Genomic DNA, 19,920 nt, shown 5'->3' on the forward strand with positions numbered 1-19,920 from the left:
GGTGATATCAGGTCAGAACCGGTAGCCAATGCCGGCGCGCGCCGTATTGACGCTGAAAGCCACGTCGCGAATTTTCATGAGCTGAACATATTCCCACTCGGCGCGAAGGAACAGATTGCCTGCTACCAGCATTTCGGTGCCGAGGCCAACCGTGTAGCCGGCCGCGATCGCATCGGCGCCGCCTTCCGTTTTGGATGATGGCGTCGGCGTCGCATTGCCTGGCGAATAAATATCCACAGGAATCGTCACACCTCCCGCCGTCACGGTGTAAAGATCGTGTTTGGTCACATCCAGCGTTGCCGTGCGGCTGACCTGGACACGGCCAAGAGCTAGGCCACCGAAAATATACGGCATGAAAGTGCCGGCATCCCAACCGCCACGCGCGCGCAGACTGAGCAAGTCCTTGATCTGACCGGACGCGGCACCAGTTAACGTGGTATCATAGCGGTAGTCGTGCCCGGCCGGCGGTGTCGCGCCTGCTGGATTCATGATCGACAGGCTCATGGTCGAGCCGGAAGAATTACTGAGGCCGCGCAAATTGGTGTAGTTCAGTTCGAGGCCGATGACCGCGTCTTCCCATTGCCAGTTGCGACCGACGAAGCCGCCAAAACCGAGCGACGTGGCATCCTTGGCCTCCAGCAGTGCCCAGCTTTGAACCGGCACCTGCAACACTTGGTTTCGCAACATGAAGTCGGTCAGGGATTGGGAGGCGTGGCTGAAATCGAGATTGCCGGCCGAATAGCCGAACTGGCCGCCGGCATACCAACCGTCCCAGTTTCTCCCGGTGGAGGTCTGCTCGCGAAGGCTTCCGCGCAATACCGGAAGGTCCGCGTAATCCGCCGCCTGCGCGCCAGACGTCGCGCATACCAGGGCAGTAGCCAATACCCACTTCAACATTTCGAAATTCCCCAACTCAACTTTAACTACACTAATCATCACGCATTAACCTTAATCAATTGTCACCAAGCACCACCAACGCAAAACAAAACGGCGCGGGAAGATCCCGCGCCGTTAAGCAGTATTAAGATAGTTGGAGCGATCAGCCCTTGCGGATCAGCGGCGGCGGCGGCGCGTAAGCCGGCGGGCTGTCCAGATTCCAGCGCACGCCGAGCTTCAGGTCGTGCGAGGTGATGTCCTTGAACTGCATCGGCACGCCGCGGGTGAAGCCGGTATAGTCCGACACCGGACCGGTGGTGGCATCGCCGAGATTCATGTAGCTGTAGCCGAATTCGATCGTCGTCGCCGGATTGACCTTGTAGGCCAGGCCGGTGTGCAGCGCCCAGGCCAGGTTCCACTTCGACGCGGCCGGCGCGCCGGCAAAGCTGGTGGACGTCACGCCACCGACGATGGTCGAACCATTGTCGGTGTAGTTCGCGATGTTGACCCGCGCCATGCCGACGCCGGCGCCGACGAACGGCGTCACGCACCACCAGGTGCCGAGATCGACATAGCCATTGGCCATCACCACCCATTCGGATTTGCTGGCGGTGTAGTTGTTGACACCATTGCCAACCAGACCCGCCGACGGGAAAGTGACCCGGTCAGTGCCTTTGAAGTTGGCATTGCCGCGGTATTGCCCGGTGATGTCGCCGCGCAGCCAGTTGTTGAACTGGTAGCCGACGCCGCCGCCAAAGATGCCAGCGGTGTCGAACGCCACGTTCTCCTGCAGCGACAAAAGCGCGGCATTGCGGTTATCGCCCATGGCGATGTTCTTCACCTTCTGATTGCTGAAACCGATATCGCCGCGCAGATACCAGCCGCCGAAATCCTCGACCGGCGGCGGGGCATAGCTCATCGGCGGGGGAAGGGGCATGTCGGCGGCGAAAACGGCGGTCGACATCAGGGAAGCCGCTCCGGCGGCCAGAATCAATTTAACGCTACGCATTGGCTTCGTCCTTTTGGCCAAAGAGGCAACTACGGAGGGCCTCACACTCAAAATTCACGCTCGAAGGATGCCAGCAAATTCTTAAGCGGTACTTAACCCTAACAATTAAGGTTGATAATCAATGACGATTTACAGGTAAAAATTGCAACGCCGCGTAGCGACACTTCCTAACTACACATGGATATCAGTAGGTTCCTGGCGCGAAGCTATTCGTTAACCATGATGCGAAGCGCGAAGGCTCAGGTCCACGCGCTGGATGTCGCGCATGGAACCCCGGCGGTCGCGCGCGAGTTCCGCTGACCGTCCGGCAAATACTAACAAATGATTGATAGCAACGGCATCGAAGCCGTCGGGTGGGCCAAGCGAAGCTTGTCCACGTCATCTGTCTCGCGCGCGACCGCGAGAGCGCCGCGCACTCACCTCCGCCCCGGGGTTTCGGCGGACGGCAGCGCGCCGTTGCGCCCCCCGCGACATAATCGAAGCCTGGCGTGAAGCTGCCGCGCGATTAGGCCGCCGCGGCGTGGCCGAGCGCCGACACGATGGTGTCGACCACTTCCTCGACCATGATGCGGTCGTCGCCCTCGCCCATCACCCGGATCACCGGCTCGGTGCCCGACGGGCGGATCAGCAGCCGGCCGTGGCCGTTGAGACGCAATTCGCCGGCGGCGATGGTCGATTTGACGTCGTCATTGTCGAGTGGTTTGCCGCTGCGATAGCGGACATTTTTCAGGATCTGCGGCAGCGGCTCGAACAGATGGCAGACTTCCGACACCGGACGCCCGGACTTCTGCACCACCGCCAGCACCTGCAGCGCGGCGACAAAACCGTCACCGGTGGTGGCGTAGTCCGACATGATGATATGGCCGGACGGTTCGCCGCCGACATTGTAGCCGTGCTTCAGCATCTGCTCGAGCACGTAGCGGTCACCGACCGCGGTGCGGATCAGGTCGATGCCCTGCGCATTGAGAAAACGCTCGAGGCCGAGATTGGACATCACGGTGGCGACGATGCCGGGCTTCGACAGCCGGCCGTCCTCCTTCCAGCTCTGCGCGATCACCGCCAGCAGCTGGTCGCCATCGACGACGTGGCCACGCTCGTCGACGATGATGACGCGGTCGGCGTCGCCATCGAGCGCGATGCCGATATCGGCGCGCATCTCGCGCACCTTGCGCGACAGCGCTTCCGGCGCGGTCGAGCCGCATTCCTTGTTGATGTTGAAGCCATCGGGCTCGACGCCGATCGAGATCACGTCGGCGCCCAGTTCCCACAGCGCTTCCGGCACCACCTTGTAGGCCGCGCCATGGGCGCAATCGACCACCACGCGCAGGCCATCGAGGCTGAGGTCGCGCGGCAGCGTGCGCTTGGCAAATTCGATGTAACGGTCATGCACGCCGTCGATGCGGCGGGCACGGCCGAGGCTGGCGCTGGCCGCCAGCTTCTTGCCGAGATCGTCGTCGAGCAATTCCTCGATCTGCTTCTCGACGTCGTCGGAGAGCTTGAAGCCGAGCGGGCCGAACAGCTTGATGCCATTGTCCTCGAACAGATTGTGCGACGCCGAGATCATCACGCCAAGATCGGCGCGCATCGACTTGGTCAGCATCGCCACCGCCGGGGTCGGCATCGGACCGACCAGCAGCACGTCCATGCCGACCGAGGTGAAGCCCGCCACCATGGCATTCTCGATCATGTAGCCGGACAATCGCGTGTCCTTGCCGATCACCACGCGGTGGCGATGTTCGCCGCGCTGGAACACCAGACCGGCCGCCTGCCCGACCTTCAAGGCCAGTTCCGGCGTGATCACGCCGTTGGCGCGGCCGCGAATGCCGTCGGTCCCGAAATATTTGCGGCTCATGGCAACCCCCGTCATCGCATCGGCACGGTCGCCGCCCAGTGACCGCCGAATCCGGCGACTCACCCGCGAGCTTCCCTGCCCCGACACCTGTATGACGGTCTTATAAGGCCTGGAGACCTAAAGGGACTTCAAAAAATATGATGAATCATTACCGAGCAGCGATCCGGGCGGGGCCATCAACCTATTGATATTGCTCGGCAACCCATTTCTGAACGAGTGACGCCCCCGGGAACCCGGCGCGCGCTCAGTCCTTGCGCTTGATGTGGAGGTCCGCCTTCGAATGCGCCGGCTGCGTTACGCTGACCGGGTCGGAGCCCGGAAAGGTCTCTTTCAGCCCCTCGTCGAGGGCCTCGTCGAGCCGCCTCTTCTCGATCTCGGCGTCGGTCGCATGATCGGCTTTGAAAGCTGGCATGGCGTCTCCTTGGCGAGCGGGCACCGCCCGGAAGGATCATTTGGCGACGGGCCCATCCATGCTAGATCACCACGAAACGGGCAAATGCAAGAAGGGCCGGAACACTCAATGAAGCACATCACCTGCATCGCGGATCTTCGCCTGAAGCACAAGCGCAACGTGCCGAAGGCGTTTTTCGACTATGTCGATCATGGCTCCTACAGCGAAGACACGTTCCGTGCCAATTGCGAGGATCTGCAGAAGCTGAAATTTCGCCAGCGCATCCTGGTCGATATCGCCAAGCGCGACACCGGCACGACGATCCTCGGCGAGAAGGCCACCATGCCGCTGATCTGCGCCCCGGTCGGCTCCACCGGCATGCAATATGGCGATGGCGAGATTCACGCCTGCCGCGCCGCGCAAGCATTCGGGATTCCCTACACGCTCTCGACGATGTCGATCAATTCGATCGAGGACGTCGCCGAGAATGTCGACAAGCCGTTCTGGTTTCAGCTCTATGTCATGAAGGATCGCGGCTTCATCAAGGAGCTGATCGAGCGCGCCATCAAGGCGAAATGCAGCGCGCTGGTGCTCACCGTCGACCTGCAGGTGATCGGCCAGCGTCACGCCGATATCAAGAACGGCCTGTCGGTGCCGCCACAGATCTACAATTTGAAAAACATGATCGACTTTGCCATGAAGCCCGCCTGGCTGATGCGCACGCTGCAGGCCAAACGGCGCAACTTCGGCAACATCGCCGGTTTCGTGAAGAATGCCGATAATCTGGAATCCGTCTCGCAATGGACCGCGACGCAGTTCGACGCGACGCTGAACTGGAAGGATCTCGACTGGATCCGCAGCATCTGGCCGGGCAAGATCGTGATCAAGGGCATTCACGACGTCGAGGACGCCCGCGAGGCGGTGAAGGTCGGCGCCCAGGCGATGGTGGTGTCCAACCATGGCGGCCGCCAGCTCGACGGCGCGCCATCTTCGATCTCGGTGCTGCCGGGCATCGTCGACGCCGTTGGCTCGGAAATCGAAGTGATGTTCGACAGTGGCATCCGCTCGGGACAGGACGTGATGCGCGCGCTCGCCCTCGGTGCGAAGTCGTGCATGATCGGCCGCGCCTATGTCTACGGTCTCGGTGCCTATGGCGGCCCCGGCGTGACCAAGGCGCTGGACATCCTGCGCAACGAGCTCAGCGTCACCATGGGGCTGTGCGGCGTCAATTCGATCGCCGAGATCGACAAGCACGTCCTGGTGCATTGAGGCCCTGATTTTGCGGCCGGCGCACGCGCCGGCCGCAACGGCTCAGGAGAGCCAGGTTACCTTGCCGGTGGCGATGTCGTGCATCGCGGCCGCAATCGTCAGGTCGCCGGACTCGACCAGCGCCTTGATGATCGGACTGCGTACCAGCAGGCTGGCCGCGGTCAGCCGCGCATTTGCCTCAGCAACCTTCTGCACCAGCGGGTAGTTGTGGGAGTCGCGATGGCCGTCGGCCTCGGACAGCGTGGCGATCGCGGGCTGAAAGTTCTTCAACAGTTCAGTGATGTTGCCGAGCTTGACGTCATCGACCGCGCTCTTGATGGCGCCGCAGGAATTGTGACCGAGAACGACGATGGCGCGGGCGCCGGCCACCTTGGTGGCATATTCCAGGCTGCCAATGATGTCGGTATTGACGCAATTGCCAGCTACCCGGGCGCAGAACACGTCGCCGATGCGCTGATCGAACACCAGTTCCGGCGGAACGCGGGAATCGATACAGCCGACGATGGCCGCGTAAGGCGACTGGTTGGTGGCGGTTTCCTTCACTTGCGCCATCAGGTCGCAATTGATGGACTTGCCAGCGATGAAGCGCTGGTTGCCGGCCCGCAGGCGCGTCAAAGCGTCGCCCGGCGCCGTGGCCTTCTGGCGATCCGGCGTGAACACCGCGCATTCAAGTGATTGGGCCTGGGCGGCAGCGCCGGCCAGGGAGAGTCCGCCAGCCAGGCACCCGCAAAATAGGCGTCGCGTAATCATGCAATTCTCCGTCCAGGGATATAAATACCTATCCGGACGGAACCATGCCCGGGTTCCACCGGGCCGACAAGTTCCAAGGCGCCGAAATGTCGCGCCTCGTCGTTCGTCATTAATATTTCCTATGCGCCCGTCACATCGGCGGGGTCAGTCCGTCGCGGCCGACATTGATGCGGGTGGCCTCGAAGCTGCCATCCTCCTTCTTGCTGGCGCCCATGATGATGATCTTGGCGCCGACCTTGAGCTCGGACTTGTCACCCGGAACGAAGGTGACGATCGGCGTCTCCGGCGTCACGATCACTTTTTTCTCGCCGTCCTTGTATTTGACCGTCAGGTTCTGGCCGTCGCTGGCCTCGACTTTCTGGTCGACGGTCGCGTTGGTCATGCTGCTGTTCGGCCGCAGATCCCACGGCCGCGAGCCCTCGCCGGTGCCGCGCATGGCTTCCGGGAAAATATGAATGGCGATCGCCTTCTGGGTGCCGTCGGGCTGCGGCTGGCCGGTGACGCCGATATAGGAGCCGGGCTTCACATCGGCCATGGTGGTCTTGACGATGCCCGTGATGGTGGCGGTGTCGGTGAGCTTGACCTTGCGTTCAGCGCCGTCGCGATCCTTGACCGTCAGCAGCGCGCCATCCACGCTTTCGATGGTGCCGCGAATGCGGATCGGCTGCGGCTGCTGCGCGAACGCCGCCGACGTCAGCAGCGAGGCGGTCAACAAGGCTCCCGCGACAATACGGGTGGTGGAAGAAACGATTTTCGACATAGGATTTCCTTTGGGCGGAGTGCCTTGCAACGCAGATGGAAACCCCATCATGAGATTGCTATTCCCGCATCACGCCACTGTGAGATCGGACTCCAGCAGTTCGCGCAATTCGGGCGTTACTTCGGGGCGTTGCCCGAACCACAATTCAAAACCGCGCACCGCCTGATAGAGCAGCATGCCGAGTCCGTCGGCGGTGCGCAGCCCGCGGGCGCGCGCGGCGGCCAGCAGCGGCGTCTGCAACGGCACATAAACGAGATCGGCGACCACCGCCTCGGCCGGCAAGCGTTCGGTCGCCACCTCGAGCGGCGGCTGGCCATACATGCCGAGCGAGGTGGTGTTGACCAGCAGTCCCACGCGCGGGAGCACGCTGTTGATGTCTTCCCATGGCAGCGGCAGCACCCTGGCGCCGAACTGATGGGCGATCGCCTGGGCCCGCCCGATGGTACGGTTGGCGAGATGGATGCGTTTGATGCCGCGCTCCAGCAGGCCGAACACCACCGCGCGCGATGCCCCCCCCGCGCCGAGCACCAGCGCATCATCGGCGTGGTCCCAATCGTCGGAGGAATGATCGAGATTGTCGATGAAGCCCTCGATGTCGGTATTGGTCGCGCGCAGCGTGCCGTGATCGTACCACAGCGTGTTGGCGGCGCCGACGGCGCGGGCGCGCTGGTCCGGCGCGGTCAGCTTGAGCACGCGCTCCTTGTGCGGGATCGTGATGTTGCCGCCGATATAACCGTGTTTCGACAGGTTCAGGATGAATTCGGCAAACCCTTCCGGCGGCACCGACTCGATGCTGTAACCGCCGTCGAGGCCGAGCGCCCGCAGCCAATGATGATGAATCAGGGGGGAACGCGAATGCGCCGCCGGCCACCCGATCAAACATGCGGCGTGCGGCTTTATCTGGTTGGGCATCGGCAATCCTTCGCTTCGACCGAAGCGTACGTGTCAAAAGAAGTGTGGTGAGAAGCAGGCGGTCAATGTGGTTTGCGGCGCACCGAACTCGCGGAGATCGCCGAGATGATTAGCGCCGCCGCGGAGGGCCAAACGGCGGCAAGATCAAGGCGGTGTTGGGCCGAAGCGCCGATCGCGACAGCGGACAGCAGCGCCACCCACAGAAAAGATCCGGCAGCCACGGCGAGCGCAGGGCGACCGTGAAGGAAGCCAAACGTCCCTCCGGAACGAGCAAGGCCGACGCCGTCAATGTGGCGCGCCGGTCCGCCGAGCGCGCAGGCAAGCTGGAAACTACGTGTTGATGTCAGCATGCGCGCGAGTCGCCCTTCGATGTCCTGGCGCCATCTATCCAAAAGCGATGCCAACCACGCAAGGGTGATGCGACCGTTGCAAACATTTTTCCAGCTAGCATGTCCAGGTCGCAGCCATCTTGATGCTGGCGCGCGCAACCGCCGCGCGAACTAGACAGATCCCCGCAAATTTTCGCCCGTACCGCTATGGGCTGCGGCCAGAAACGCCGCCACATCGAAACGATTCAGAAGGCGTATCTTCTGGCCCGCAAAATCGTTGAACAAGCCAAGATGCCCGGCAAATGATGTCGACGTTTGCCGCTGCCAATAGGCTGCCGCCCACGCCAGAAGGTCGGCATGTTGCTCGGCCGTCGCACCGCGCGATGGCCCGCGCCCAGTCAGGCTGTCGCGGCATACGTCCCACGGCAGATCGAGCCAGATCAATGTGTTGGCGCGCGCGAGGGCGATTGCGGCCAGCCAACCATACACTCCCTCGATGACCCACCGCGGCTGCTCGGCAAAGGCGTGGACGACGCCTTTGGCCTCGGCCTTATCGCGATCGATGCCAACACCCACCTGCCAATGGGCATCATCAAGGTCGAAGACAACCTGTCCCCGCGTCGCACCAAACGCTTCTGCAAGCGTGCTCTTGCCCGAGCCACTATTGCCGATAATGACGATCCGCGCCCCAGGTATCATCAGCATAATGTATCACGCCGCCACCCGGTGCGCGGCGATGATCTGGTCGGCGGCGCGGCCGGTGACTTCGGCCATGTGATCGAAGCGACGGGTAAAATGTCCGGCGCCGGCGGTGGCCGAGCGCAGTTCGACGATCAGGTCACCGATCTCCGCTTCCGGCAACATCGCCCGGACCTGGTCCCAGCCCGGCCAGTTGTCGCGGGTGTCGAAGCCCAGGATCTGGCCACGGCGGCCCGACAGGATGGCGTTGACCTTGGCGGTGGCCTCATTGGGACAGACGATCTCAACCACATGGATGGGCTCCAGCAGCACCGGCTGGCATTGCGGCAGCGCTTCGCTGACGCCAATCCGCGCCGCGGTACGAAACGCAAGGTCCGACGAATCCACGGTGTGGAACGAGCCGTCGGTCAGAGTCACCTGCACGTCGATCACCGGAAAGCCCAGCGGGCCGCGCAGGAGGCCGTCAACGACACCTTCCTGCACCGCCGGAATATAGTTGCGCGGCACCGCGCCGCCGACCACTTTTTCCTCGAACGCGAAGCCGTCGCCGCGCGGCAGCGGCCGCACTTCCAATACGACGTCGCCGAACTGGCCGTGGCCGCCGGATTGCTTCTTGTGCCGGCCGCGTTGCACGATCGGTTTTCGGATCGTCTCCTGGTAAGCAATGATCGGCGGCTGCGATTTGACCTGGACACCGAAGCGCTCGCGCAACCGCTCCAGCGCGACGCGCAGGTGCATCTCGCCCTGCCCCCACAGCACCACGTCATGGGTCGCGGCATGGTGGACCACCGTGAGCGACGGATCTTCCTCGTTGAGCCGCAGCAGCGCCTGGCCGAGTTTGGCGTCGTCCTTGCGATCGGCGGCCGCGAGCGCCATCGCCAGCACCGGTACGGCAATCACAACATGGACCAGCGCCGCCGGCGCGGTCTTGCCGGTTGAAAGCAGGTCGCCGGTCCGGACATGATCGAGCTTGCCGAATGCGACCGTCTCGCCGGCCCGGGCGGTGTCGCACTTGGTGTCATGGGCACCTGGCACCAGCAAACCGGAAACGCGACCGCTCTCGCCCGATGAGGCCCGCAGCGTGGCGCCATCCTCCAGCGAGCCGGCGAGTACGCGCGCCAGCGACAGCTTGCCGCCATGCGGAAGGTGCGTGGTCTTGATGACATAGGCCAGCGCCTCCTTGCCATCCGGGATGCCGAGCCGCCGCGCCGTTTCAACGACGCCGGGCGCCTCGTGGCGCAGCGCCTTCAGCAGTCGCAGCACGCCGTTTTCACGCAACGCCGAGCCCAGCAGCACCGGACAAATCAGCCCGTCGCGCAACTCGCGGGCGAGATCATCGAACACCGTATCCGCCGGTGGCGCGATATCGTCGAGCAGCTGCTCCATCAGCGCATCGTCGTGATCGGCAAGCTTCTCCAGCATGGCGAAGCGGGCTTCCTTCTCGCGATCGAGGTCGCCGCCATCAAGCGCGATCACCTCGGATGGCCTGTGCTCGCGATAGACAAAGGCGCGCTCCAGCGCCAGATCGACAAAGCCTTCGATCCGCTCATCGCCCCAGATCGGGATCTGCCGCAGCACCAGCGGAATCCGCGACGCCGGCTGCAGCGTGGCCAGGGTTTCGCGGATACGCTTGTTGGCGCGGTCAATCTTGTTGAGAAACAGCAAGCGCGGAATATGCAAATCTTCCAGCTCGCGCAGGATCAGCTGTAACTGCGGCAGCTTGCGTTCGTCCGCCTCGCACACCACCACTGCGGCGTCGACCGCCGGCAACGCGGCGCGCATGTCATGGACGAACTCCACCGAGCCCGGACAATCAATAAACGTGTAGCTGTCGCCCTTGAAAACGGTGGTCGCCGCCGTCAGGCTGACGCCCATCTTGTGGTGGCGGGCTTCGGCGCTGGCATCGCCGACCGAGCTGCCGGCATCGACGCTGCCGGCCCGCGGGATCGCACCGGTGCGCGCCAGGATGGCTTCGAGCAGAGTGGTTTTCCCGCTCTGGAAAGGGCCCACCAGCGCAATGCATTTCGCTGCGTTGCCCTGGGAACCACGTGGACTTTTCCCATCATGTCCCATTGCCGCCTCCTGATCTGGAGCTCGGCCCGTGATCGGGTCGGCGCCGGGATGCTCCGCCCGGTCCACCGGTTTGGCAAGATGGAAACGTTGCTGCGTTGCGGCGAACTTCGCTCGCCCGCATGCGGGCGACGCAAAAAGTGCGCCGCGTCTTCTCTCTAGCGTCCCGGACGCAGTTCGAGGCTTTCCAGCCCGACGGCGATGTTCACGCCGGTGGAACCCTGCAGACTGAGCGGCTGCAGCGCGATGGAATTCCGCGATCCGCCGACCAGCACGTTGGCGCCGAGGCCGACGCCAAACGAAGCCGAGCCCTGGGCACCGGCGTAATTGCCGGAGAGATCGCCGGGCCCGGAATAATTCACCGGTGCGAAGACCGCCCAGGACAACGCGGTCTGTTCGGTAATACCGAGGTCGATCCCGACCTTGCGAACCGTTGCGACGTAAGGCTGGTCGGGACGGCCGCTACCGGTGAGCACGCAGCCAAGATTGGTGACCGAGCCAACCACGAAGCCGACGCTGGCGCCGCCGCGGCAGTTCAACACGCCGAGCTGAACGGCCTGCGGCGACTGCGCCTGGGCGCTGAAGCTGGCCAGGGTGACGGCGAGGCCCAAAACTGGCGAAAGGCGGCTCATGGCGTGATCTCCGGATGTGAACGAGGCGATGTGGAGCGCGCAAGCGGCGGAAACCGCTAGCGTCAGTTGTATCCATAGCCAATGAAACCATCGCAAAACAACAAGGCTGATCAGCACAGCGCATAAAAAAGGCCCGCTTGCGCGGGCCTTTTTGTCATTTATCGTCGATTAGTGCTGACGACGATGATGACGGCGACGAACCGGAGCGGCGGGGGTCAGCTCCAGGCTGACGACGCCGGCGGCCACGTTGAGGCCGGTCTGACCCTGAACGCTGATCGGCTGCAGGGTGTACTGGTTGCCATTGCCGCCGAGCAGGAAATTGCCGCCGAAGCCGATACCGACCGAGGCGTTGGAGCCGACGCCACCATAGGTGCCGGCGAGACCGCCACGCGGCACGCGGGCGTAGGGCGCAAACGCGGTCCACTGCACGGTGGTGTTCTGGGTGAAGCCCAGATCAAGACCGAAGCGGCGAATCGTGGCCACATACCCCTCGGAACGGCCACCGCCGCTCTGGAATACGCAATTCAGGGTCGCATTCGAACCAACGACGAAGCTGACATTCTGCCCGCCGGTGCACTCGAGCACGCCGACGGCAACGCCCTGCTGCGCATTCGCGGAAGCGAAGGAGGCCACGAGGGCGACGGTCGCGAGGCCGAACATTTTAGAAAGTCGCATAGAGATACTCCGGTTTTTGGCTTTGATTGTGCGGCAAACAAGAAGGAAGCGCCGTGTCCAAAACAAGGCGCCTACCAAAAATAGGCGTCAAATTGTCGCTAATTAAAACGGTGTGACGATGAACCTAGCGCAGATTGCCACAGAAACGCTGGATGCGCTTGCAGGCATCTTCCAGGTCCGAGGTTTTGGTCGCGTAGGAAATACGGAATGCCGGCCCGAGCCCGAAAGCGGACCCCTGCACCACCGCGACACCTTCGGTTTCTAGCAATTCGGTGACGAAGTCCTCATCATTGGCGAGGACCTTGCCGGATGGCGCGGTCTTGCCGATCGTACCGGCGCAGGATGGATAGACGTAGAACGCGCCTTCCGGACGCGGGCAATGAATGCCGTTCGCCTGGTTGAGCATCGCCACCACCAGATCGCGGCGTTCCTTGAACACCGCGTTGTTGGCCGGGATGAACTCCTGCGGGCCGTTCAGCGCTTCCACCGCCGCCCATTGCGAAATCGACGACGGATTCGAGGTCGACTGCGACTGGATCGTCGACATCGCCTTGATCAGCTCCGCCGGTCCGCCGGCATAACCGATGCGCCAGCCGGTCATGCAATAGGCCTTGGAGACGCCGTTCACGGTCAGCGTGCGGTCGTACAATTTCGGCTCGATCTGCGCCGGGGTGGTAAAGACGAAATCGTCATAGACCAGATGCTCATACATATCATCGGTCATCACCCAGACATGCGGATGCTTGACCAGAACATCGGTGAGCGCCTTCAACTCGGCGCGCGAATAGGCGGCACCGGTCGGGTTCGACGGCGAGCACAGGATGATCCACTTGGTCTTCGGCGTGATCGCAGCTTCCAGCGCCTGCGCCTGCAGCTTGAAGCCGAAATCCGACGTGCAGACCACGGGCACCGAGACGCCGCCGGCCAGCGCCACCATCTCGGGATAGCTGACCCAGTACGGCGCCGGGATAATGACCTCGTCACCGGGGTTCAGCGTCGCCATCAACGCGTTATACAGCACTTGCTTGCCGCCGGTGCCGACGATGATCTGGTTGGGCTTGTAGGTCAGGCCATTCTCGCGGCTGAACTTCGCGATGATGGCGTCCTTCAGCTCGGGAATGCCATCGACGGCGGTGTACTTGGTCTTGCCGGCCTCGATCGCATGAATCGCCGCCAGCTTGATGTTGGCCGGGGTATCGAAATCGGGTTCACCGGAGCCGAGACCGATGACGTTGCGACCGGCTGCCTTCAGCGCACGTGCCTTATCCGTGACCGCGATGGTCGCGGACGGCTTCACACGGTCGAGCGCAGCGGACAAAAACGACATCATTATCTCCTTGAACGGTCGCAAGCTCACGGCCGGCGACATCGGGTGGCTGATCCTGTTGGGATCGCGGCACCCTAAAGCGCACGACGCTGCATCGCAAGAAGGATGGCCCTGAAACAGACCTCCAATACCGCGCTTTTTGGGAAATCCAGGCGACGAATGACGGAAATGATAGCCGGCCCGCCCGGCATCGCGGACAACAGGATCGAGCATGGATCATCATGATCGCTGCACGCGCAACGCCAGCCTCGCGCATGGCGATTTCGTGATTTGCCCGGAGCATGATTTTTCGCGACGGTGAGGCGGACAGTGGTTTTCGACTTTTTCCAGTTTCCAGGGGTTGCGACGCGCCGTCATCGGCATCATTGTTCAGCCGGATGGCGACCGCGACGTGCGCGCCAACCCTCATCCGGAAGAAGCGACGACCGCGAATGTACAAGCTTTATTCGATGCAACGCTCCGGCAACAGCTACAAGGTTCGCCTTGCGCTGGCGTTTCTCGAAGCCCCCTATCGCGCGATCGAAGTCGACATTCTTCGCGGCGAAAGCCGCACGCCGGAATTCCTGGCCAAGAATCCAAGTGGCCAGGTGCCGTTGCTCGAGATCGCGGAGGGCCGCTATCTCGCCGAGTCAAACGCCATCCTGTGGTATGTCGCGATCGGCACATCGCTGGCTCCGGAATCGCGGATGGATCGCGCCGAGGCCCTGCAGTGGATGTTCTTCGAACAGCACGCGCTGGAGCCGAATATCGGGGCGGCCTATTTCTGGCTGTCGCTGGTGCGCGGGGGTCGCGACCTGCAGACCCATGCGCTGGAAGACTGGATGGAGCGCGGCTATGCTGCGCTGCAGGTGATGGAAGATCACCTCAAGAGCAACGATTTCTTCGCCGCCGGTCAGCTCACCATCGCCGACATCGCGCTGTACGGCTACACCCACGTCGCCAATCAATGCGACTTCGACCTCGAAAGCTTCCCCGCGATACGGCACTGGCTGCGACGGATCGAGCAGCAGACCGGCTTTGTGCCGATGAACTGGCATCCGACGTCGTCGGAGTTTGATACTTTAGACGTAGCAGCCGACGTCGAAGCGTAGCGGCCGGGCCACAACCCGCGGCATTCTGCTACGATGAGTAGTCGTGCCCTGCTTCCGCCACCGTTCAGGCGGGAACCGCCTAAATTGCGCCCGTTGATCTCTGCAAGATTCTTGAGCCGCGGGTGATTCGCTCGCGATTTGAAGGATTTACGGCCATGATCCGGTCGATTCGCGTCAACCCGGGGTTCCCCGCGCAACCGAGACCTGTCGCCCTGCCCCGCCTCACCCATGTCGTGGCCGTATCGCTGGCACTGGCCTCGCTATGCCTGATCGTCGCTTTGACAGCACTGTCGGTCCAGACGTCAATCGCAATGCCACTGCCCGGCTGATCGACATCGCCAACGAGTTAGTCCGCATCAGATACTCATAAAACCCCGCGCCCTGCGCGCCACTTCGCCTTCGCGACGGAGCCACCCGATGAAGACGCCGCTGGTTTGGGTGACCATGACATTGGTGGGAGCCATTGTCGTGACCGCCAGTTTTCTCATTGCCACGGCAACGCGCGGGGCCAACACGTCGTTCGGCTCATCCGCCGGACAACTTGATGTACAGACCGTCGCCAGCGGACTTGTGACCCCATGGTCGCTGGCCTTCCTGCCGGACGGCAAGATGCTGGTCACCGAACGTCCCGGGAGGATGCGCATCGTCAGCGTCCAGGGCCAGTTGTCGCCGCCTCTGAAAGGCGTACCGGAAGTATGGGCGGCCGGCCAGGGTGGGCTACTCGACGTCATCACCGATCTGTCGCACGCGCAGAACGGCATGATCTATTTCTGCTACGCCGAACGCAGCGGCGGTGGCGGCCGAACCGCCGTGGCGCGCGGTAGACTGGTGATAAACGCCACGCCGCGTCTCGACGACGTCAAGGTGATCTTCCGGCAGGAGGGGCCGCCATCGACCGGCAACCATTACGGTTGCCGCATCGTACAGGCCAGCGACGGCAATCTGTTCGTGACGCTTGGTGAGCATTTCAGCTTTCGCGACGAGGCGCAGAATCTCGGCAACCATCTCGGCAAGCTGATCCGTATTACGACGGACGGCTCGGCGCCCAAGGGCAACCCGTTCATTGGTCGCGCCGATGCCAAGCCGGAGATCTGGAGCTACGGTCACCGCAACGAACAGGGCCTGGCAATAAATCCCGAGACCGGCGATTTGTGGGAAATCGAGCATGGCCCGCGCGGCGGCGACGGGGTCAACATCATCGGCAAGGGCAAGAACTACGGCTGGCCGGTCGTCGGCTTCGGTATCGATTATTCCGGCGCCAAGATCCACGCCAGCTCCGCCAAAACCGGCATGGAGCCGCCGATCAAATACTGGGTGCCGTCGATCGCGCCGTCGGGCATGACGTTCTACACCGGCACGATGTTTCCCCGCTGGCGCGGCAGCCTGTTCACCGGCGCGCTGGCCGGTCAGATGCTGGTGCGGCTGCAGCTGAACGGCAATACCGTGACTGCCGAAGAACGCATCCTGCAAAATCTCAACGAGCGCATCCGCGACGTCCGTCAGGGCCCTGATGGCGCGCTGTGGTTGTTGACGGATAGTTCGGCGGGACGGATTCTGCGCGTGACGCCGGCGGGGCAGTAGACACTCGCACAGGCTGGTTTCCCGCACGCGACGCGGCACTTGGTGCCGCATCGCGTGCGAGGCACAGGGCCGCTGCTACGGAATGATCTTTTCCGCGCGCAGCCGGGCGAACAGATCGAAGAAACTGTCATCAGTGCACTGATAATCGAGGAAGCCAAGCTTGCGGCTCTTGCCCATGTCGGTGACGACTTCAATCGGCCGTCCCAGATCGGCGTCGGTATGCCACGCCGAGGTCACGACGTTGAGGTCCGTTTCGACCAGGCCATGCCGGCGCGCGATGTCAGCCCAGATCGGACCGGCATCGACGAGCTGTTTCTCCAGTGGCAAAATCTCGCCGGGGAACGGCGCCGCCTTGAGGCCGAACCAGTCGGCGATACGGGGCCACATCCAGCTCCAGCGAAATACGTCGCCATTGACGACGTTGAAGGCTTCGTTGCGGGCGACTTCCGTCGTCGCAGCCCAGCTCAGATGACGCGCCAGCAGCCGCGCGTCGGTCATGTCGGTGAGACCGTTCCATTGCGTGGCCGATCCGGGAAATACGAACGGCCGGCCAGTCTCGCGGCAGATCGTGGCGTAGACCGCCAATGTGACACCCATATTCATCGCATTGCCGACGGCGTAGCCGATGATGGTATGCGGCCGGTGCACGCTCCAGCCGAAACCGTCACGCCTGGCCGCCGCGAACACCTCGTCCTCCTGGGCGTAATAGAAATTGTCGACGTCTAGCCGCGGCTGCTCCTCGCGAAACGGCGTCGCCGGCAGCACGCCCTTGCCATAGGATTCGAACGGGCCGAGATAGTGCTTCAGCCCCGTCACAAGTGCGACATGCTTCACCGACTTGCCAGGCGACAGCGCGTCCAGCAGGTTGCGTACCATCGCACTGTTGACCTTGATATTCTCGGCTTCCGTATTCTGCCGCAGCCAGCTGCTAACGAAGACATGGCTGGGCCGAAGGTCGGCCAACGCCTGCTGCAACGAGGCCGGATCGAGCAGATCCGCGACGACCGGCTTGACGCCGTCGATGGCGGCGGGACGTCGTGCCAGACCATGGACCTCCCAGCCCTGACTATGCAGATGGCGGGCGAGATTATTGCCGACGATGCCGCTGGCACCGACGACGAGAGCTGTATCTGTCATGGAATTCCTTTGAAGCGATCCCCGATATATCGGCAAGGAGGACGGGATCGCCAGTCGAAGCGGCATTTTGGCCATTTTCGGAAATTGAATGTTCCGGCCGTGATGAACGCAAAATCGGGCGGATGGTTCCAGCCTTCGGACGGAACGCCGGGACTGCCGCCTGCTACCCGCGTGATCCGCGCAAGACACGAAGATCGATGGCGAACGGATTCATGCCGGTTCGAGCGTATTTGAAACGAACAAGGGGAAAAATCCTTCCAGTACCGACATCGGAATTTAGCGTTACCCCTGGAAAGCGGTGGGAGATTCCAGAACAAACGTCCAAGCTGCCAGCCTAAACTGATTACACAGGTACAGGCTGATCCGATGCAGCTGGACTGGCGAATGATGTGGGATCCGGCATTTTTGGCTTCGGTGCTGACATTGGGCGCCGCCGGCACCCTTGCCGCCCGTCGCCGGCTACGCAACAACGCGCGCAATCGCCGCCAGGCCAGCACGGCCGAACGCCTGTCCGCGGCGCTCGATCAATTCGACATCGGCATTGTGCTGCTTAACGACGATACCCGCGCCGAATTCATCAACCGCGCCTACCGGACCTATTTTGGATTGCCGGACGATCGCGCGGACAGCCGGCCGCCGCTGATCGCGCTGATGTACCATGCCCGCGATGTGCACGCCTATCAGCTGCCGGAGGAAGAAATCGATCGCTACATCGCCCAGCGGGTCGAACGCATCAAGGCTGGCGATCCGGTCCCGCAGGACCTGCGGCTGGCCAATGGGCAGGTGCTGCGAATGCGGTGCACCGCCCTGCCCGACGGTGGCCGGATGCTGAGTTATACGCCGATCACCGACATCGTCCGCCGCAACGACGACCTCACGAATAAGGACTATTATCTGTCGCTTCGTTCGAACGCCGGCGACGTGTTCGCGCCGGGCCATCTGCACGCGGCCGAATAAAATCTGGGTCGGCTGTGGAAAAGCCGGAATGTCACGGCGATGTAACAACGCCCAGCTAATTTCGCGCCATCCCGCCTGCTTCCCCCGTCGCGGGCCGGATGCCCCAGCGGCCCCCGTCAGTTGCCGCACTGACCGGGGCCGCCTTTTTGCCTGCACGCCGCGGTCGGATATAAGCGCATCATGATCCGTTTTGTCTTGGCCTTGCTCTGCGTCGCCGTGCTGACTCTGCTGCTGGCGCCGTTCCAGCTGATTGCCCTGGCCTTCGGCCTGCGGCTGCAGCGGCGCATTCCGCTGCTGTTTCACCGCGCCTTCTGCGCGCTGGCCGGAGTCCGCATCCGCGAAATCGGCACCCGCACCGCGACGACACCGGCGCTGATCCTGGCCAATCACGTGTCGTGGCTGGACATCTGCATCATCGGCGCGCTGGGACCTGTGGCCTTCGTGGCCAAGAGCGAGGTGGCGACCTGGCCGGTGTTCGGCTGGCTGGCCAGGCTGCAGCGCACCATCTTCATCAATCGAAAGGCCCGGCACCAGACCGGCGCCGCGACCCGTGAGATCGGCGACCGGATGCTCGGCGGCGACGCCGTGGTGCTGTTCGCCGAGGGCACCTCCAGCGACGGCGTCCGGATCCTGCCGTTTCGCTCGGCGCTGATCGGCGCGGTGCACCACGCGCTCGGCGAATCCGCGCACCACAAGGTGATTACCGTGCAGCCGCTGTCGCTCGCTTATGTCGGTTTCGGCGGACTGCCGGTCGGCCGCGCGCTGCGCGAGAATGTGGCGTGGTATGGCGACATCGATCTGGTCCCGCATTTCATCGGCATCCTGGCCGCCGGCGCCACCGATGTCGTGGTGACCTGGGGAGAAGCCATCGCCTATGACGTCAGCGCCGACCGCAAGCAGATCGCCCGCCACGCCGAACAGGCGGTGCGGCGGATGACAATCGCGGCCTTGCGGGCCGGACCATCGAAGCCGACGACGGCGGTGCCCGAAGCGTCGGAATCCCCTGCCACGGTGTCGGCGCCGGTCATCGCCTGACGCCGCACAGGTGTCATGATGCAGCGCGTCTTGCCCTCCCAATCGGTGCGGGCCATAACGCCCTCCAGCGCTCGTTGTGAGGAATTCATCATGCAAATTCGTAATCTCGGCGGCTCGGGCCTGCGCGTCTCCGCGGTCGGCCTCGGCTGCAACAATTTCGGACAGCGCAGCGACCTCGAAGCGTCGCGAAAAGTAATTCACAAGGCGATCGACCGCGGCATCACGCTGTTCGACACCGCCGATATCTATGCCGGCATGGGCGGCTCCGAGACCGTGCTCGGCACGGTGCTCGGCGACCGCCGCAAGGACATCGTGCTGGCGACCAAATACTCCAAGCCGATGAGCCCCGACGGCACCAAGCAGGGCGCGTCGCGGCGCTACATCATGTCCGCGGTCGAGGCTAGCTTGACGCGGCTGAAGACCGATTACATCGATCTCTACCAGCAGCATGACTACGATCCCCTGACGCCGATCGAGGAGACGATGCGCGCACTCGACGATCTCGTACGCCAGGGCAAGGTCCGCTACATCGGTAATTCGAATTTTCCGGCATGGCGCATTGCGGAGG

Annotated in this window: 19 protein-coding genes and 1 pseudogene; 7 read left to right on the forward strand and 13 right to left on the reverse strand. The window is 62.9% G+C overall.

Annotation, left to right across the window (positions count from 1 at the left end):
* Positions 1-12: 12 nt before the first annotated feature.
* The 4 genes from Q0S16_RS05620 to Q0S16_RS05635 form a co-directional block, all read right to left on the reverse strand.
* On the reverse strand, positions 13-897 hold the full coding sequence (locus Q0S16_RS05620) for an outer membrane beta-barrel protein (protein WP_295845968.1): 885 nt from the start codon (positions 895-897) through the stop codon (positions 13-15).
* Positions 898-1,039: 142 nt separating this feature from the next.
* Positions 1,040-1,885 (reverse strand): outer membrane beta-barrel protein, encoded by an 846-nt coding sequence (locus Q0S16_RS05625; RefSeq protein ID WP_295845969.1) that lies wholly within the window; start codon positions 1,883-1,885, stop codon positions 1,040-1,042.
* A gap of 505 nt (positions 1,886-2,390) precedes the next feature.
* Positions 2,391-3,737 carry a phosphoglucosamine mutase gene (gene glmM, locus Q0S16_RS05630; protein WP_295845970.1) on the reverse strand — a complete coding sequence of 449 codons (1,347 nt, stop codon included), beginning with the start codon at positions 3,735-3,737 and terminating at the stop codon, positions 2,391-2,393.
* Between the two features lie 244 nt (positions 3,738-3,981).
* Complete coding sequence (locus Q0S16_RS05635) at positions 3,982-4,149, reverse strand: hypothetical protein (RefSeq protein WP_295845971.1); 168 nt, start codon at positions 4,147-4,149, stop codon at positions 3,982-3,984.
* Between the two features lie 108 nt (positions 4,150-4,257).
* On the opposite strand from Q0S16_RS05635, the gene Q0S16_RS05640 reads away from it, so the two are divergent.
* Positions 4,258-5,397 (forward strand): alpha-hydroxy acid oxidase, encoded by a 1,140-nt coding sequence (locus Q0S16_RS05640; RefSeq protein WP_295845972.1) that lies wholly within the window; start codon positions 4,258-4,260, stop codon positions 5,395-5,397.
* 42 nt (positions 5,398-5,439) lie between these two features.
* On the opposite strand, the gene Q0S16_RS05645 is transcribed toward Q0S16_RS05640, so the two are convergent.
* The 8 genes from Q0S16_RS05645 to Q0S16_RS05680 form a co-directional block, all read right to left on the reverse strand.
* Positions 5,440-6,147, reverse strand: coding sequence for a carbonic anhydrase (locus Q0S16_RS05645; protein ID WP_295845973.1), 708 nt, complete (start codon positions 6,145-6,147; stop codon positions 5,440-5,442).
* A 130-nt stretch (positions 6,148-6,277) separates the two neighbouring features.
* Positions 6,278-6,907 (reverse strand): DUF5666 domain-containing protein, encoded by a 630-nt coding sequence (locus Q0S16_RS05650; protein ID WP_295845974.1) that lies wholly within the window; start codon positions 6,905-6,907, stop codon positions 6,278-6,280.
* A gap of 69 nt (positions 6,908-6,976) precedes the next feature.
* Positions 6,977-7,819, reverse strand: coding sequence for a shikimate dehydrogenase (locus Q0S16_RS05655; protein ID WP_295845975.1), 843 nt, complete (start codon positions 7,817-7,819; stop codon positions 6,977-6,979).
* 500 nt (positions 7,820-8,319) lie between these two features.
* Positions 8,320-8,853 (reverse strand): AAA family ATPase, encoded by a 534-nt coding sequence (locus tag Q0S16_RS05660; protein ID WP_295845976.1) that lies wholly within the window; start codon positions 8,851-8,853, stop codon positions 8,320-8,322.
* 6 nt (positions 8,854-8,859) lie between these two features.
* Complete coding sequence (locus Q0S16_RS05665; protein ID WP_295845977.1) at positions 8,860-10,920, reverse strand: elongation factor G; 2,061 nt, start codon at positions 10,918-10,920, stop codon at positions 8,860-8,862.
* Positions 10,921-11,075: 155 nt separating this feature from the next.
* Entirely contained in the window at positions 11,076-11,549 is a 474-nt protein-coding gene (locus Q0S16_RS05670) for a DUF992 domain-containing protein (RefSeq protein ID WP_295845978.1), read from the reverse strand.
* A 168-nt stretch (positions 11,550-11,717) separates the two neighbouring features.
* Entirely contained in the window at positions 11,718-12,224 is a 507-nt protein-coding gene (locus Q0S16_RS05675) for a DUF992 domain-containing protein (RefSeq protein WP_295845979.1), read from the reverse strand.
* A 124-nt stretch (positions 12,225-12,348) separates the two neighbouring features.
* Positions 12,349-13,551, reverse strand: a complete 1,203-nt coding sequence (locus Q0S16_RS05680) for a pyridoxal phosphate-dependent aminotransferase (RefSeq protein WP_295845981.1) — start codon at positions 13,549-13,551, stop codon at positions 12,349-12,351.
* 431 nt (positions 13,552-13,982) lie between these two features.
* On the opposite strand from Q0S16_RS05680, the gene Q0S16_RS05685 reads away from it, so the two are divergent.
* From Q0S16_RS05685 to Q0S16_RS05695, 3 genes are all read left to right on the forward strand, one after another.
* Positions 13,983-14,642 carry a glutathione S-transferase family protein gene (locus Q0S16_RS05685; RefSeq protein ID WP_295845982.1) on the forward strand — a complete coding sequence of 220 codons (660 nt, stop codon included), beginning with the start codon at positions 13,983-13,985 and terminating at the stop codon, positions 14,640-14,642.
* A 155-nt stretch (positions 14,643-14,797) separates the two neighbouring features.
* Positions 14,798-14,971 carry a hypothetical protein gene (locus Q0S16_RS05690; protein ID WP_295845984.1) on the forward strand — a complete coding sequence of 58 codons (174 nt, stop codon included), beginning with the start codon at positions 14,798-14,800 and terminating at the stop codon, positions 14,969-14,971.
* 88 nt (positions 14,972-15,059) lie between these two features.
* Entirely contained in the window at positions 15,060-16,223 is a 1,164-nt protein-coding gene (locus Q0S16_RS05695) for a PQQ-dependent sugar dehydrogenase (RefSeq protein ID WP_295845985.1), read from the forward strand.
* 75 nt (positions 16,224-16,298) lie between these two features.
* Here the strand turns inward: Q0S16_RS05695 and Q0S16_RS05700 are convergent, their stop codons facing one another.
* Entirely contained in the window at positions 16,299-17,360 is a 1,062-nt protein-coding gene (locus Q0S16_RS05700; RefSeq protein WP_295845986.1) for an SDR family oxidoreductase, read from the reverse strand.
* 480 nt (positions 17,361-17,840) lie between these two features.
* Here Q0S16_RS05700 and Q0S16_RS05705 point away from each other — a divergent pair.
* From Q0S16_RS05705 to Q0S16_RS05715, 3 genes and pseudogenes are all read left to right on the forward strand, one after another.
* Positions 17,841-18,317 (forward strand): annotated as a pseudogene (locus tag Q0S16_RS05705) (PAS-domain containing protein); the annotation flags it as partial.
* A 180-nt stretch (positions 18,318-18,497) separates the two neighbouring features.
* The gene (locus Q0S16_RS05710; protein WP_295845988.1) at positions 18,498-19,352 is read left to right on the forward strand and encodes a lysophospholipid acyltransferase family protein; all 855 of its coding nucleotides are present in this window, start codon (positions 18,498-18,500) and stop codon (positions 19,350-19,352) included.
* A gap of 90 nt (positions 19,353-19,442) precedes the next feature.
* The coding region (locus tag Q0S16_RS05715; RefSeq protein ID WP_295845990.1) for an aldo/keto reductase at positions 19,443-19,920 on the forward strand (478 nt) is incomplete at its 3' end.

Source organism: Tardiphaga sp. (genome assembly GCF_025356345.1).
Classification (GTDB): Bacteria; Pseudomonadota; Alphaproteobacteria; order Rhizobiales; family Xanthobacteraceae; genus Tardiphaga.